Here is a 13,834-nt window from a genome sequence, read left to right on the forward strand (position 1 = left end):
ATGTGTATAAGCGCGCACACCCGGCCCGTGGCGGGTCGCCGTCCCGCCGCGCGAGCAGCTCGGCGAACTGGACGACGGCTGGGCGGAGGCGTACGAGGCGGCGGTGACGCGACTGGGCGACGCGGGCGTGGAGATCCGCGCCCTGGACCTCACCCCGTTCACCGAGGCGGCCGCGATGCTGTACCAGGGCGCGTTCGTGGCGGAGCGGTACACGGCGGTGGGCGCCTTCGTCGACAAGGCGCTCGCCGACGGTGTGGACTGTCTCGACCCCACCGTGGCCGGCATCATCAGCCGCGCCCGCGAGCTCCCGGCCCATCAACTGTTCGCCGACCAGGACCGGCTGGCCGCCTTGCGCGCCCACGCCCTCGCCGAACTGGCCGACGCGGACGCCCTGCTGCTGCCGACGGCCCCCGGGCACCCGACCCTCGCCGACGTGGCCGCCGACCCGCTGGGCGCCAATGCCCGCCTGGGCCGCTTCACCAACTCGACGAACCTGTTCGACCTGGCGGCCGTCGCCGCCCCGGCGGGCGAGGTGAACGGCCTGCCCTTCGGTGTGATGCTGATCGGCCCGGCGTTCACGGACGGGCGGCTGGCCCGGATCGCCGCGCTCCTCACGCCGGAGACCCGGCTGGCCGTGGTCGGCGCCCACCTTTCGGGCCAGCCTCTGAACCCCCAGCTCCTCGCCCTGGGCGCCCGCCTGGAGCGCACGACGACGACCGCGCCGGTCTATCGCCTCCATGCCCTGCGGACGTCACCGCCGAAGCCGGGCCTGGTCCACGTCGGCGAGGGCGGCGCCGCGATCGAGACGGAGATCTGGCGCCTCCCGGCGGAGGGCCTGGGCCGCCTCCTGACGGCACTCCCCCACCCGATGACCCTGGGCAGTGTGCGGCTGGCCGACGGCACGAGAACCCCCGGCTTCCTCTGCGAACCGGCAGCCTTGCGGGACGCCGAGGACATCACCCGGTACGGCGGCTGGAGATCCTTCCTGACGCACGGGGAACCCGAGGGAACCCCATGACCCCGGACCAGTCAGGGACGCGGGGAACTGCGCAACCAGCCACACAGCCCCCGCACCCGCACCCGCCGAACAACCCGCACGCCACCCCGCTGGGCGTCCCCGCCGTCCCCTCCCGTAGGTGTCACCCCACCGAGGAGTAGGCCACAACCCCCCGCAACAGCTCGTCGACCGCCTTGCGCGCACTCTTGCCCACGGTCGACCCCGAAGGGGCCGCCGCCGAGATCTGGCCCAGCACGTCGATCACCTGCTTGCACCACCGCACGAAGTCACCGGCCGGCATGTCCGCCTCACGCAGCACCTCGTCGAGTCCCTTCCCGGAGGCCCACATGTACGCGGCCCAGGCGAAGCCGAGGTCGGGCTCGCGCTGTCCGACCCCTTCGCTCTGGGTGATCCGGAACTCCTCCTCCAGCGCGTCCAGCCGCCCCCAGATCCGCACCATCTCGCCGAGCGCGGCCTTCGCGGCGCCCGACGGCAGCTTCGGTGCCATCGCGTCGTCGCCGACCCGGGCCTCGTAGACGAGCGCGGAGACACAGGCGGCGAGTTCCGCGGGGCCGAGGCCCTCCCAGACGCCGGCGCGCAGGCATTCACTGGCCAGCAGGTCCAGCTCGCCGTAGAGGCGGGCGAGCCGCTTGCCGTGCTCGGTGACCTCGTTGCCCCGCAGATAGTCCAGCTCGGTCAGGAGCGCGACGATCCGGTCGAAGGTGCGGGCGATCGTGTTGGTGCGGCCCTCGATGCGCCGCTCCAGCTGCGTAGTGTCCCGCTTGAGCCGGTAGTAGCGCTCCGCCCAGCGGGCGTGGTCCTCGCGGTCGCTGCACCCGTGGCAGGGGTGGGCCCGCAGATCGGCGCGCAGCCGTGCGATCTCACGGTCGTCGGCGGCGGCGGAGCGCCGCTTGCGGTGCCGGTCGGGCACCAGGTGGCCGGCCTTCGTGCGCAGCGCGGACGCCAGATCGCGGCGGGACTGCGGCGAGCGGGGGTTGAAGGACTTCGGGATCCGCATCCGCTCCAGCGCCTCGACGGGCACCGGGAAGTCCATCGACGCCAGCCGCTTGACCTGCCGCTCGGCGGTGAGCACCAGCGGGCGCGGCCCGTCGTGGTACTCGAAGCCGCGGTGGCCGTTGGACCGCCCGGCGGGCAGCCCGGGGTCCAGCACCAGGGCGAGCCCCGCGTACTTGCCGGTCGGGACGTGGATGACGTCGCCCGGCTTGAGCTTCTCCAGGGCCACGGCGGCCTCGGCGCGCCGCTGGGCCGCGCCCTGCTTGGCCAGTTCGGTCTCCCGGTCCTTCAGGTCACGCCGGAGGCGGGCGTACTCCTCGAAGTCCCCGAGGTGGCAGGTCATGGACTCCTTGTAGCCCTCGAGCCCCTCCTCGTTGCGCTGGACCTGGCGGGAGATGCCGACGACGGACTTGTCGGCCTGGAACTGCGCGAAGGACGTCTCCAGCAACTCCCGCGAGCGGTGCCGGCCGAACTGTTCGACCAGGTTGACCGCCATGTTGTACGACGGCTTGAAGCTGGAGCGCAGCGGATAGGTGCGGGTGCCCGCGAGTCCGGCGAGGTGATCGGGGTTCATGCCGCGCTGCCACAGCACGACGGCGTGGCCCTCGACGTCGATGCCGCGGCGGCCGGCGCGGCCGGTCAACTGGGTGTACTCGCCGGGGGTGATGTCGGCGTGCTGCTCGCCGTTCCACTTGACGAGCTTCTCCAGCACCACCGAGCGGGCGGGCATGTTGATGCCGAGGGCGAGGGTCTCGGTGGCGAACACGGCCTTGACCAGGCCGCGTACGAACAGTTCCTCGACGACCTCCTTGAACGTCGGCAGCATGCCCGCGTGATGGGCTGCTATCCCGCGCTCCAGGCCTTCCAGCCACTCGAAGTAGCCGAGGACGTGGAGGTCCTCGGAGGGGATGGACGCCGTGCGCTCCTCGACGAGGGCGCGCACCCTGAGGCGTGCGTCGTCGTCGTTGAGGCGCAGGCCCGCGTGCAGGCACTGCTGGACGGCGGCCTCGCAGGCGGCACGGCTGAAGATGAAGGTGATGGCCGGCAACAGGCCTTCGGAGTCGAGCCGTTCGATGACTTCCGGCCGGCTCGGGATCCAGATGCGGGAGCGCTGGCGGCGCTCGCGCTCACGGTCGGCCTCGCGCATGGCGCGGCCCCGTCTGCGGTCCTGGTAGGAGGGGCGGCTGGCCTCCATGCGGGCCATGCGCGTGAGGTCGGGGTTGACGGCCTTGCGGTGGCCCTCGCCCTCCTCGAAGAGGTCGTACATCCGCCGGCCGGCGAGCACGTGCTGGAACAGCGGCACGGGCCGGTGCTCGGAGACGATCACCTCGGTGTCGCCGCGCACGGTGTCCAGCCAGTCGCCGAACTCCTCGGCGTTCGACACGGTCGCCGAGAGGGAGACGAGGGTGACCGACTCGGGGAGGTGGATGATCACCTCTTCCCAGACGGCGCCGCGGAAGCGGTCGGAGAGGTAGTGCACCTCGTCCATGACCACGTAGCCGAGGCCGCGGAGGGTCTGGGAGCCCGCGTACAGCATGTTCCGCAGGACCTCGGTGGTCATCACGACCACCGGGGCGTCGGAGTTGACGCTGTTGTCGCCGGTGAGGAGTCCGACCTGGTCTGCGCCGTAACGGCGGCACAGGTCGGCGTACTTCTGGTTCGACAGGGCCTTGATGGGTGTCGTGTAGAAGCACTTCTTGCCCTGTTTCAGGGCGAGGTGGACGGCGAACTCGCCGACGATCGTCTTGCCCGAGCCGGTGGGGGCGGCCACCAGGACGCCCTTGCCCGCCTCGAGCGCCTGGCAGGCCTCGATCTGGAAGGGGTCGAGGCCGAAGTCGTACATCTCGCGGAAGGACGCGAGCGCGGTGGCCTGCTCGGCAGCGCGCCTACGTGCTGCCGCATACCGCTCGGCCGGTGAGAGATCCTCTGTCATCGTGCTTTCGAGCGTACCGGGCCCCACTGACAACGGGACGATCATTATCCGGATCGGTCAGCCCCAGCCTCCGGGAACGACCTCACCCCGCCCCACAAGCGCTTTCACCCGGCCTGCCAGAGTCGCGGCGTCGAATGAACCTTCGCATAAAGATCAACCCGGGCGCGGCTCTTCATGCACATGCCCATGCCCGACTTGATCCGCTGGAACGAGGGGAATCATGGAACGCAAGATCGCGCGCCTGACCAGCGCTGCGGCAGCCGTTGGAATGGCCGCACTGGGGACCGTCGTGATGACGCCCGGATCGGCCGTGGCCGCTGCGGCGTGTCCACCGAAGCGCCGACAATGACTACAACGTGTGTGCCGACATCTCATGGAAGGACGGCGGCGGCGTGAGCACCCGGATGGAGCAGCTCACGCTGAATCTCCGGCTGGAGAGGAACAACACGGCCCAGAGGAACCAGAACTTCGGGCTTCTCGCTGTCATCTCGACGATTCCGGCGCCACGCGGGCCACCGGTGCCAAGTTCCACAGCAGCACGACCGGCGGCTGGACTGCTGACGGTCACGTCAAGTGGGACATCCAGAACGATGGTGCGGACGGTGGCACCTGGTCCTTGGGCGGTTCGCCCAGCATCTGACGTCGCACGCACCGGACGCAAACCACGAGGAGCGGCCCACACTGCGGTGGGCCGCTCCTTCCTTCGTGCTCAAAGCGCTCTTGTGCTCAGGTGACGTCGTCGTAGCCGTTGATCCGGTCGCGTTCCGTCTCAGGTGACGGGGACGGGGACGGCAGCGCCTTGCTGACCGACACGGTCTCGACCTCGCCGATGTCCTCGGGGGTGAGGTCCAGCTCGGATGCCTCGTCGTCGCCCGGCTTCATGGCCTCGACGCGGGCCCGACGCTTGTCGTTGACCAGTGCGATGGCCGACGCGGCGAAGTACAGGATCCAGATGGGACCGGCCAGCGCCAGCATGGAAATGGGGTCGGTGCTGGGAGTGGCGATCGCCGCGAACAGGGTGATGCCGAGGATCATGCCCCGCCACCAGCCGGCCATCTTCTTACCTGAGAGCACCCCACCGAAGTTCAGCATCACCAGCAGCAGCGGCAGCTCGAAGGAGAGGCCGAAGACGACGATCATTCGCATGATCAGGTTCAGCAGATCGTCGAGGGGGAGCTGGTTGTCGCTGCCGATGATGGAGAACTCCAACATCACCGACGCCATCTTGGGCAGCGACCAGTACGCGAAGTAGGCACCCATGACGAACAGCGGGAAGCCCGCCGCCACGAACCCGAGGCCGTACTTCTTCTCGTTCCGGTGCAGACCCGGAGCGACGAACGCCCAGAGCTGGTACAGCCACACCGGGGCGGCGAGCACCACGCCCGATGACAGGGAAACCGTCAGGGCGAGGGTGAACGGGCTCAGCAGACCGTTCTGCACGATGCGCGCGCACGCCGTCTCATTGGTGTTCTTCGCCAGCTCGGCGAAGGAGTATTCGCATCCCACCGCGCGGAGGATGGGATCGGTGAAGAACTGGATGATGTCCTTGTAGAAGAGGGCTGCGATGACGGTCGCCACGACGATCGCCAGCAGGCTCTTCACCAGACGGTTTCGCAGCTCGCGCAAGTGCTCCGCGAGGGGCATCCGCCCCTCGGGATCCTTCTCCGTCTTGCGGGCAGACTTGAGCAACCCACGTCCTCATCTCGTGCGGCGGGCCGGATGTCTCGTCCGGCCCTGCGTCAGCGCTTGGTCGTGTCCGTCGGCTCCGCGACCGGGCGGGAGCTGGTCACGTCACCGGGCGCGGCCTGGATGGTGCGCTGAGCCGGGGTGTCGCCGGCGTGCGGAGGCGCGGCGGAGGTGGTGGTGTCCTCCTGGCCGTCGCTCTTCATGGCCTTCGCCTCGCTCTTGAGGATGCGGGCGGACTTGCCGAGCGAGCGCGCCATGTCCGGGAGCTTCTTCGCACCGAACAGCAGAATGACGACGACGAGGATCAGAATGATCTCGGTGGGGCCGAGCCTACCCATAGCTGTCTACCTTCTTCACCGAGGCGGCGGGTGGGGGCTGTCCGACCGGTCGGACAAGTGTCCGAACGATCGTACTGGCAGCGATCGTAACGCTCAGGGGTGAATCAGAGGCAATCCCTGTGCGTACTCCCGATTCGCGCGACCCTGGCCTCGTTCACCGGGCCGCGTCAGGCAGCGTACCTGCCGAAGGTAGGAAGGTGACAGGGCGAAGTGGCGCAAACCGCACAGGCCCACCGACTCACAGCAGGCACGCCCGCACCTCACAGCAGCCACGCTCTTACCTCACGGCGTGTCCACAGAGCGGGTCGACCGCGCACAGCACGGCCACGGAGCAGGCCAGCGGCTCACATCGCGTCCACGGAGCAGGCCGGCCGCTCCCGCCGCGTCTGCGGAGAAGCCGGCCGCTCCCGCCGTGTTCACGGAGCAGTCCGGCCGCTCACAGCGCGTCCGCGGAGCGGGCCGCGCTCGCCGTCGCCCGCTCCAGGTCCTCCGCCGCCCTGTTGATCCGCCGCGCCGACTCGGTGACCTGCCGGCCCAGCCGCTGGGCCTCGACGAAGACCCGGACGGCGAGCACCCCCAGCACGGTGAGCCCCAGAAAACCCATAGCGACAGCGAACATCGGCCAGAACATGCGACGACCCTAGCCCGGCGAATGGAGCCGCAGCGTCCGCACGCCGCCCCCGGTCAGCAGCTCGACGATGCGCTCCCCGGCCGGTTTACGGACGGCGACACCGCACTCGGGGCAGGTGAAGGAGTAGAACGTGGTCTTGCTGGTGGCACCGATGGCCAGCCGCAGCGCGCTCGCGCCGAGTTCGACGTTGGCCCGGCAGTCGGGGCATCCGGCCCTGAACACCACGTCGACCACCCGCTTCATCCCCGCGAACGCGACCGCCGCCGACATCTCCGGCACGCCCTGTAAACCCTGCAGCCCCTGAACCCCGGACACAGCCGACCCGCCGTTCACAGCCCTCGCTCCTGTCTGTCGTACTGCCGCTCCTGCACTCCACCGGCCGCATGGGACGCACCGAGCCGGGCGTCGAGCCCGTCGTACGCCGTTACGACCTCGTCGTAGGCCGCCAGGGCCTCACGGGCCGCCCGGCGGGCGCTGTCGGCCAGGTCCTGGGGCGAGACGATCCGCCCGTCCGGCCCGAGCCGCAGTGCGAGCCGTCGCAGCGAGGCGGGGTCGGGGGTGCGCAGGGTGATGCGCAGCCCGCCGTCGGGGAGCTCCTCGGCGCTGTCGTGCGGGTAGTACTCGGCGACCCACCGCCCGCCGGGCCCGACCTCGACGACGACCTCCGGGTCCTCGGCGGCCGGCTGCACCAGCGCCTCCGACAGATCCCGCAGTTCGATCTCGGGCGGCGCGGACGGCTCGTCGAGGATCTTGATCTCGGCGACCCGGTCGAGGCGGAAGGTCCGGCGCGCCTCCGAGCGGCGGCACCATGCCTCGACATAGGTGTGACCCACGCTGACCAGGCGAATCGGGTCGATCTCCCGTTCGGTGACCTCGTCGCGGGCCGGCGAGTAGTACCGGATCCACAGGCGTCGGCGCTCCGAGATGGCCCGGTCGACGTCGGCGAAGACACCGCCCTCCGACTCGAAGGTCACCGACAGCCGGGAGCTGGCCCCGGCCGCCTCGCCCGCGGCAGCCTCCACCTTGGCGGTGGCCCGCAGCAGCGCCTGCCGGTCGCTCTCGCGCAGCCCGGGCAGCGTGGCGACCGCACGGGCGGCCACGAGCAGGGCGGTGGCCTCGTCGGCGGCCAGCCTCAGCGGCTCGGCGGCCTCCGCCCCGAGCGCGGCCGGGTTGTGCCACCAGATCCGCTCGCCGTCGGTGTCGATGTCGAGCAGGTCACCGCCGCGGAAGCTGGTCCCGCACATGGGCAGCACATCGAGGTCCGACACCAGCTCGTCCTCGGTGATCCCGAAGGCGCGGGCCACGTCCTCGATACGGGCGCCGGGGCGCTCGCGCAGATACGTGACCAGGGAGAGCATCCGCCGGGTCTGGTCGATGGCGTTCGCCGGCCGGGCCGGTTTTCCCACCACTTTCTTACGTCCCCTCAACCCTTGGCCACGGCACGCAGCCGGTCCACCACGTCGGCCCGCAGTTCGGCGGGGTCCAGGACGACCACGTCGGGCCCGAACTCGACCAGCCAGGCGTCCAGACCGTGCCCGTACGGAATCTCCAACTCGTCCCAGCCGTCGCCGAGTTCCCGCACGGCGGTGGCCCTGGCCCGCAGCGGGTAGCCGGCGCCCGAGCGGAGCCGGATCAGCGCGGAGCGGTCGGCGGTCTCCCCCGCCCAGCTCGCGACGGTCTCCCGCACCGTGACGACGTCCGGGACCTCGGCGGTGAAGGCGCCGCCCCGGCTGCGCACCTTGCCGGTGATCCGCGACAGCCGGAAGACCCGCTCGGCGCCCCGGTCCCGGTCGAAACCGGCGAGGTACCAGTGGCCGCGCCAGCACTCCAGCGCCCACGGCTCCACATGGCGGGGCTCGGGGCGGGCGGCGGTGGCCTTGCGGTACTCGAACACCACTGGGCGGCGGTCCCGGCAGGCCAGCATCAGCGGCTCGAAGGCGGTCTCGTGCACCGGGATGCGCGGCTCCAGCGCCCCGTGGGCCTCGTACGGGTCGACGTCCTCGGGGAGGCCGGCCGCGCGCAGCTTCTGCAGGGCGCCGCTCGCGGCACCGGCGAGGCGGGCCTGCTGCCACACCTTGGCGGCGAGCCCGAGGGCGGCGGCCTCCTCGGCGTCGAGGGTGATGGGCGGGAGGCTGTTGCTGTCGCGGCGGGCCTGGTAGCCGACCTCGCCGTCGAGGTTCTCCACCGTCTCGATGACCAGGCCGAGTTCGCGCAGATCATCCTTGTCGCGCTCGAACATACGGTTGAACGAGTCGTCGGACCCGGCTTCCAGATAGGCCTCGATGGACTCCCGCAGCTCGCGCTTGCTGAGCGGCCGGCGCGTCCCCAGCAGACACAGCGCCAGGTTCATCAACCGCTCGGCCTTGGCAATGGCCATCGACGCCCTTCCCTATGGGTGCTTCTGCGGCACGACCGTACCGCTACCGAGCGTCGCGGCAAAAGCCGAGGGCCCATGCCCGGGCAGGCATGGACCCCAGGTGGTCGGCTCCGGTCACAGGACCGGGCCGCTCCGGTCGTACGGTGATCAGACCCCGAGCAGGTCGACCACGAAGATCAGCGTCTCGCCCGGCTTGATCGCCGGGGTCGGGCTCTGGTTGCCGTAGGCGAGGTGCGCCGGGATGGTCAGCTGGCGGCGGCCGCCGACCTTCATGCCCTGCACGCCCTGGTCCCAGCCCTTGATGACACGGCCACCACCGAGCGGGAAGCGGAACGGCGTACCACGGTTCCAGCTGGCGTCGAACTCTTCGCCGGTGCTGAAGGACACGCCCACGTAGTGCACGGTGACGGTCTGGCCCGCCTGCGCGACCTCGCCCTCGCCCTCCCAGATGTCCTTGATCTCAAGGTCCTTCGGGGGCTCGCCACCGGGGAAGTCGATCTCGGGCTTCTCAATGCTCACGTCTTCAGGCTCCTGCTCTTGTACGAAAAGACAACGCGGGACAGTCTCGCATCCCGCGTCTCACATCTTCGCGAGGATGTCCACGGTGAAGACCATCGTGGAGTCCTTCTTGATGTCGCTGCCACTCGGCGGCGTGTCGCCGTAACCCAGCTTCGGCGGAATCACGATCAGCAGGCGGCTGCCCACCTTCTTGCCCGCCATGCCCTGCTGCCAGCCCTTGACGACCTGCTGCATCCCGAACGAGCTCAGCGCGTCCCGGCTGTACGAGGAGTCGAACTCCTTGCCGGTGTCCCAGATGACGCCCTTGTACTGCACCAGCAGGCTGTCGTCGGCGGCGACCTCCGGGCCGTCGCCCTCGATGATGTACGTCGCGGCCAGGTCGGTCGGCGGGTCCACCTTCGGGATGTCGACGGTGGGGGCCTTGCCGTCGGTGTTCGTGCTCACCTTCGGCAGCTTCGCGTCGTTCTGCGGGACGTTCTTGCCCTTGGCGGAGCTCTTGGCGTTGAACGTGTTCTGGATGTCCACGACGAAGACCAGCGTATCGTCGCCCTTGATGCCCGCCTGGGCGTTCCCCTGCTTGCCGTAGCCCCAGGTCGGCGGCACGGCCATCTGGACCCGGCTGCCGGCCTTCTTGCCGGTCAGCGCATAGCGCCAGCCGTCGATGATGCCCTGCGGGGTCAGCTGGATGACCAGCGGCGTCTTGCGGTCGTAGGAGTTGTCGAAGACCTTGGCCGTCTTCCAGATCTGCCCCAGGTAGTTCGCCTGGATGTAGTCGCCCTCGGCGACGGTCCTCCCGGTGCCCGCGATGACCGTCTTCACGGCCAGGTTCTTCGACGGGTCCCCACTGCCCTTCGCGACGGTCGGCTTCTCGTCGAACTTCACCCCGGCCGTGATCGCGGGCAGCGGACCGTCCACGATCTTCGGCGGCTTCGCCGCGCTCGCCGACGCGGACGGGCTGCTGCTGGCCTTGGCCGAGTCGGACTTGTCGTCACCACAGGCGGCGAGCGTGACCAGTCCAGCGGGGACAGCGATGAGGAGTGAGCGTCGGCGCACGGTGAGGGCCTCGTATCGGTCGATCTTGTCGGATGCGTGCGCGCAACTCTACGGCGTGAGAAGGGCGCCGTACGGCAAACGTACGGCGCCCCGCGTTGCGTTCCGACTCAGAGGCCTCCCGCCCGGGTGAATTTCGAGGGCGGGAGACACACCCGGAACATTCCGGCTCACATTCCGGCGATCAGCTTCTCCACCCGGTCGTCCACCGAACGGAACGGGTCCTTGCACAACACCGTGCGCTGCGCCTGGTCGTTGAGCTTCAGATGCACCCAGTCGACCGTGAAATCCCGGCGCTGTTCCTGCGCCCGCCGGATGAAGTCACCACGCAGCCGCGCCCGAGTCGTCTGCGGCGGAACCGACTTGCCCTCGAAGATCTTCAAGTCATTGCAGATCCGGGCGGCTTGACCTTTCCTCTCCAGGAGGTAGTACAACCCACGACGACGGTGAATGTCGTGATACGCGAGGTCTATCTGCGCGACCCGCGGATGCGACATGGTCATGTTGTGCTTGGCCCGGTACCGCTCGATGAGCTTGTACTTCATCACCCAGTCGATTTCGGTACCGATCCGGTCCAGGTCCTCGGCCTCGATCGCGTCCAGCGTGCGACCCCACAGCTCCAGGACCTGCTCCACGGTGCCCGTACGGATACCGCGCCGCTCGCAGAAGTCCACGGCCTTCTCGAAGTACTCGCGCTGCACCTCCAGCGCCGACGCCTCCCGGCCGCTGGCCAGCCGCACCTTGCGCCGGCCCGTGATGTCATGGCTGACCTCACGGATCGCCCGGATCGGGTTCTCCAGCGTCAGGTCCCGCATCACCGTGCCCGCCTCGATCATGCGCAGCACCAGATCGGTGGCACCGACCTTCAGCAGCATGGTCGTCTCGGACATGTTCGAGTCGCCCACGATCACATGGAGCCGGCGGTACCGCTCCGCGTCCGCGTGCGGCTCGTCACGCGTGTTGATGATCGGCCGGGAACGCGTCGTCGCGGAGCTGACGCCCTCCCAGATGTGCTCCGCACGCTGACTCACGCAGTACACCGCACCACGCGGCGTCTGCAGCACCTTGCCCGCGCCACACAGCAACTGCCGCGTGACCAGGAACGGAATGAGGATGTCCGCGAGCCGGGAGAACTCCCCGTGCCGCGCCACCAGATAGTTCTCATGGCAACCGTATGAGTTGCCCGCCGAGTCCGTGTTGTTCTTGAAGAGGTAGACGTCGCCCGCGATTCCCTCCTCGTGCAGGCGGCGTTCGGCGTCGACCAGCAGTCCTTCCAGAATGCGCTCGCCGGCCTTGTCGTGAGTGACCAGCTCGGTCACGTTGTCACATTCGGGTGTCGCGTATTCCGGATGTGAGCCCACGTCGAGATAGAGGCGGGCCCCGTTCCGCAGAAACACATTGCTGCTGCGGCCCCATGACACGACACGGCGGAAGAGGTACCGCGCCACCTCGTCAGGAGACAGACGGCGCTGTCCCCTGAACGTGCACGTGACGCCGTACTCGTTCTCCAGCCCGAAAATGCGGCGGTCCATGACTGAACATTACGCCCGATCCACCGACCTGAAACGGGGTTCGACAGCACGGTTTGGATCATTTTCCGATGAGACCGCAACCACCGCACCCCCCGAGGGAACAGCCAGAACCCGTCCCGTCGCCAGCAGAACCAGCAGCGACACGGCCCCCGCGGCACCCGGCACCACGAAGCCCCACAGCGTCCCGCCCCACTCCACGACCGGCCCCGCCACCGCCGTACCCACCGACTGGCCCACAGTGAACGTCGTCACGATCCACGAGAACGCCTCCGTCACCGTCCCCCGCGGCGCGTGCCGGTCCACCAGCACGAACCCGCACGCGATCGCCGGCGCCAGGAACACCCCCGCGAGCGTCGTCAGCCCTGTCATCCCGACCGGACCCGGCATCAGCGTCAACGGCACGTAGCAGACCGCCAGCAGCCCCACCAGGACCTGCAACCGCCGCTCGGGCGCCCCGCTCCACCGCCGCGCCCCGTACGCCGTGCCGCCGACGAGCGCGCCCAGGCCCACGCCCGCCATCAGCCAGCCGTAGACCGCGTCCCCGCCATGGCCGTCCGCGTACGACACCGCGGCGACGGTGATCGACCCCAGCGCGATCCCCACGAACAGGAAGGCGCCGAGCAGCGCCAGCATCCCCGGCGAGCGCAGCGCGCCCAGCCAGTGCGCCTCGCGCGGCGCCGACCGCCAGGCCCGGGACGGCGGCGAGACCACCACCCACAGCGCGCCGAGCACCCCGATGACGTTGAGCACGACCAGCGCCGCCGCCGCGGACCAGAGCGCCACGCACAGCGTCACCAGCAGCGGCCCCACGGTGAACATGATCTCCTGGGCCACCGCGTCCATCGCGTACGCCGTGTGCACCTGCTCCTCCCGGCGCAGGACCGACGACCACAGGGCCCGCAGCCCGCCCTCCAGCGGGGGCGTGAACAGCCCCGCGACCGCCATCGAGAGATACGCGACCGGCAGCGGATCCAGCCCCGAGAGCGCGAAGACGGTCATGCCGAGCGCCGACACCAGCGCCGCGGGCAGCTGCACCCGCGGCTGCCCGCGCAGATCCACCAGACGGCCCAGCAGCGGCTGCCCCACCGCGTTCGCCACGCCGTACACGGCGGCCAGCGCCCCCGCCAGGCTGTACGTGCCGCCCTCCGCGCGCACGAACAGCACGATCGCGATGGCGGCCGTCGCGTTCGGCAACCGCCCCACCAGGGTGCCCGCCAGCAGACGCGCGGCGTGCCGCGCCCTGAGGATCTCCAGGTATCCGGCTGCCATGTTCCGCCCCTCGGACGACTCTCGTCGGCTCGTCGGCTCCCGCCGGTCCAGAGGGAGCCGACGGAGGAAGTGTTACGTATAACGTCCGTAGTCATACGTACCATGAGCGCTGACCACGCGTCCATACGCACGAGGCCCACGAAGGAGCACGCCCACCGTGGCACGAGGTAGTACACGGCCCACGAGCCGTGACGTCGCCCAGGCCGCCGGCGTCTCCCAGGCCGCCGTCTCCCTCGTCCTCGGCGACAAATGGCGCGGGCGCGTCTCCGAGACCACCGCCGAACGCGTCCGCGAAGCCGCCCGCGACCTCGGCTACCGGCCCAACCTCGCCGCACGCAACCTCCGCCTCGGCCGCACCCGCACCGTCCTCCTCGTCGTCCCCGCCCTCACCACCGAGTTCTTCGGCGGCGTCTACACCGGAGCCGCCCGCGTCGCCGCCCGGCACGGCTTCGGCGTCGTCCTCTACCCCTCCCCCGAAGGCGTCGGCG

General features: G+C 69.9%; 12 protein-coding genes and 1 pseudogene. 2 read left to right on the plus strand and 11 right to left on the minus strand.

Annotation, left to right across the window (positions count from 1 at the left end):
- Positions 1-13: 13 nt before the first annotated feature.
- Positions 14-1,018: pseudogene (locus AOK23_RS36330) on the plus strand (allophanate hydrolase-related protein); the annotation flags it as partial.
- Positions 1,019-1,139: 121 nt separating this feature from the next.
- On the opposite strand, the gene AOK23_RS36335 reads toward AOK23_RS36330, so the two are convergent.
- The 11 genes from AOK23_RS36335 to AOK23_RS36385 all read right to left on the minus strand — a co-directional run bounded on the left by AOK23_RS36335 (position 1,140) and on the right by AOK23_RS36385 (position 13,346).
- Complete coding sequence (locus AOK23_RS36335; RefSeq protein WP_055716776.1) at positions 1,140-3,989, minus strand: DEAD/DEAH box helicase; 2,850 nt, start codon at positions 3,987-3,989, stop codon at positions 1,140-1,142.
- 681 nt (positions 3,990-4,670) lie between these two features.
- A complete protein-coding gene (tatC, locus tag AOK23_RS36340; protein WP_055716777.1) occupies positions 4,671-5,633 on the minus strand; it encodes a twin-arginine translocase subunit TatC in 963 nt (320 codons plus the stop codon).
- A 50-nt stretch (positions 5,634-5,683) separates the two neighbouring features.
- Positions 5,684-5,968 (minus strand): Sec-independent protein translocase subunit TatA, encoded by a 285-nt coding sequence (gene tatA, locus AOK23_RS36345; RefSeq protein ID WP_055716778.1) that lies wholly within the window; start codon positions 5,966-5,968, stop codon positions 5,684-5,686.
- A 436-nt stretch (positions 5,969-6,404) separates the two neighbouring features.
- A complete protein-coding gene (locus AOK23_RS36350; protein WP_055716779.1) occupies positions 6,405-6,599 on the minus strand; it encodes a hypothetical protein in 195 nt (64 codons plus the stop codon).
- Between the two features lie 9 nt (positions 6,600-6,608).
- The gene (locus tag AOK23_RS36355; RefSeq protein ID WP_055716780.1) at positions 6,609-6,869 is read right to left on the minus strand and encodes a hypothetical protein; all 261 of its coding nucleotides are present in this window, start codon (positions 6,867-6,869) and stop codon (positions 6,609-6,611) included.
- A 59-nt stretch (positions 6,870-6,928) separates the two neighbouring features.
- Positions 6,929-8,008 (minus strand): helix-turn-helix transcriptional regulator, encoded by a 1,080-nt coding sequence (locus AOK23_RS36360; RefSeq protein ID WP_107102957.1) that lies wholly within the window; start codon positions 8,006-8,008, stop codon positions 6,929-6,931.
- A 14-nt stretch (positions 8,009-8,022) separates the two neighbouring features.
- The gene (locus tag AOK23_RS36365) at positions 8,023-8,976 is read right to left on the minus strand and encodes a helix-turn-helix transcriptional regulator (RefSeq protein ID WP_055716781.1); all 954 of its coding nucleotides are present in this window, start codon (positions 8,974-8,976) and stop codon (positions 8,023-8,025) included.
- 147 nt (positions 8,977-9,123) lie between these two features.
- Entirely contained in the window at positions 9,124-9,495 is a 372-nt protein-coding gene (locus tag AOK23_RS36370) for an FKBP-type peptidyl-prolyl cis-trans isomerase (protein ID WP_055517799.1), read from the minus strand.
- Positions 9,496-9,555: 60 nt separating this feature from the next.
- Positions 9,556-10,548 (minus strand): FKBP-type peptidyl-prolyl cis-trans isomerase, encoded by a 993-nt coding sequence (locus tag AOK23_RS36375; RefSeq protein ID WP_055716782.1) that lies wholly within the window; start codon positions 10,546-10,548, stop codon positions 9,556-9,558.
- Positions 10,549-10,715: 167 nt separating this feature from the next.
- Positions 10,716-12,077: a Pup--protein ligase gene (gene pafA, locus AOK23_RS36380; protein ID WP_055517796.1), complete on the minus strand. Its 1,362-nt coding sequence runs from the start codon at positions 12,075-12,077 to the stop codon at positions 10,716-10,718.
- Positions 12,078-12,086: 9 nt separating this feature from the next.
- Positions 12,087-13,346 (minus strand): MFS transporter, encoded by a 1,260-nt coding sequence (locus tag AOK23_RS36385; protein WP_055716783.1) that lies wholly within the window; start codon positions 13,344-13,346, stop codon positions 12,087-12,089.
- Positions 13,347-13,503: 157 nt separating this feature from the next.
- On the opposite strand from AOK23_RS36385, the gene AOK23_RS36390 reads away from it, so the two are divergent.
- On the plus strand, positions 13,504-13,834 hold a 331-nt coding region (locus AOK23_RS36390), incomplete at its 3' end, for a LacI family DNA-binding transcriptional regulator (RefSeq protein ID WP_157878254.1).

The organism is Streptomyces torulosus (assembly GCF_001419765.1).
Taxonomy (GTDB): Bacteria; Actinomycetota; Actinomycetes; order Streptomycetales; family Streptomycetaceae; genus Streptomyces; species Streptomyces torulosus.